This window comes from Streptomyces aureus, from assembly GCF_001418135.1.
Lineage (GTDB): Bacteria > Actinomycetota > Actinomycetes > Streptomycetales > Streptomycetaceae > Streptomyces > Streptomyces aureus_A.
In genome coordinates, this window is the sequence record NZ_LIPQ01000529.1 from 1 (window position 1) to 1,942 (window position 1,942).

1 protein-coding gene is annotated in these 1,942 nt (G+C 75.4%); it reads right to left on the reverse strand.

Annotated features, from left to right (window positions below):
• Positions 1-1,783: ABC transporter ATP-binding protein (locus AOK00_RS33175; protein WP_159041900.1), on the reverse strand; the 1,783-nt coding region annotated here is incomplete at its 3' end.
• Between the last annotated feature and the right edge of the window lie 159 nt (positions 1,784-1,942).

Below are 1,942 nucleotides of genomic sequence, written 5' to 3' on the forward strand. Positions count from 1 at the left end.
ACCCCGCCGAGCCCCCGGCCGTGGCGGCGGCCGCCTCGGCCGGGGGCTCGGCGGGGTGGTGCTGGAGGATCGTGCGGTAGAGCGGGCAGCGGGCGGTGAGTTCGCGGTGGGTGCCGAGGTCGACGATCCGGCCGTGGTCGAGGACGGCGATCCGGTCGGCGAGCGCGAGGGTCGAGCGGCGGCGGGCGACGATCAGGGTGGTGCGGCCGTCGCTCTGGGCGCGCAGCGCGTCGTGGATGGCCTGCTCGACGCGGGCGTCGACGGCGGAGGTGGCGTCGTCGAGGACGAGGACGCGGGGCGCGGCGGCGAGCGCCCGGGCGAGGGCGATGCGCTGGCGCTGTCCGCCGGAGAGGGCGCCGCGTTCGCCGAGCACCGTGGCGTAGCCGTCGGGCAGGTCGGTGACGAAGGCGTGCGCCTGGGCGGTGCGGGCCGCGGCGTGGATCTCCGGGTCGGTGGCGTCCGGCCGGCCGTAGGCGACGGCCTCGCGGACGGTTCCGGCGAGGAGGGCGGTGTCCTCGGGGACGCCGGCGACCGCGCCGCGCAGGGAGTCGAAGGTCAGGTCGCGGACGTCGGCGCCGCCGATCCGTACCGCGCCCTCGGAGACGTCGTGGAACCGGGAGAGCAGCAGGGCGAGGGTGGACTTGCCCGATCCGGGGGCGCCGACGAGGGCCAGGGTCTCGCCGGGTGCGATGCGGAGGGAGAGGTCGGTGAGTACGGGCCGGCCTGGGCCGTACGCGAAGGTGACGTGGTCGAACTCGACGCCGAGGGGCCCGTCTTCGGGCAGTCGGCCCGTGCCCTCGGTCAGCAGCGGGCGGGTGTCGATCACTTCGAGGACCCGCTCGATCCCGGCGCCGGCCTGCTGGCCCATGGTGAGCAGTGCGGCGAGGGTCTTGACGGGGCCGACGAGCTGGGCGAGGTAGGCGGAGAAGGCGAGGAGGGCGCCGAGGCTGAGTTCGCCGCGGGCCGCCAGCCAGCCGCCGACCGCGAGGGCTCCGACCTGTCCGAGGGAGGGCACGCACTGGAGCGCGGGCCCGTAGCGGGCGTTGAGGCGTACGGCGCGCATTCGGCCGGCGAAGAGTTGTCGGGCGGCGCGGGCCAGCCGGTCCATCTCCCGCTGTTCCTGGCCGAATCCCTTGACGACCCGGATGCCGGCGGTGGAGCTGGCGACGACTCCGGCGACGGCGGCGGCCTGGTTCTGGGCGTACCAGGTCGCGGGGTAGAGCCAGGTGCGGCTGCGTCGGCCGATGAACCACAGGGCGGGGACCAGGGCGAGCGCGACCAGGGCGAGCAGCGGGGAGAGCGTGGCGATGAGGACCAGGGAGACCACCAGCAGGGCCGCACTGGAGATCGCGGTGGGCAGGGTGGAGACGAGTCCGAAGACCATGTTGAGGTCTCCGGAGGCCCGGCCGAGGAGCTGTCCGGTGCTCAGTTCGTCGCGACGTACGCCGTCCAGGCGGGAGAGCGAGCGGAACAGGTCGACCCGCAGGTCGTGCTGGACGTCGGCGGCGAGCCGTCCGGCGTACAGGCGGCGCAGGTACGCGGCGAGGTAGCCGAGCGCGGCGACGGCGAGCAGCGCTCCGGTCCACAGGGCGGCGGAGCGTGCGGGGCGCAGGACGACGTCGTCGACGATCACCATCGTGACGAGGGGGACGAGGGCGCTGGTCGCGGTCCCGAGGAGCGCGGCGAGGACCGCCACGAGCACGCTGCGCCGGTGCCGCAGACAGCGGCGGGTCAGCCGCCCGGTCCAGGAACCCCGGTCGGTGTCGTCGGTGGGGTGCGTCATTCCGGGCCTCCTCTCGTGAGGGTGGTGGGTGGGTTGCGGTGGGGGGTCATGTGTCGCAGTGGCGCAGGTCGACCGGTGCGCCCGGGGCGCCGAGGCCGGCGACCGCGAGGACGTGTGAGCCGTACGGGCCCGCGCCGGTCGGCAGGACCGTGCAGGCGG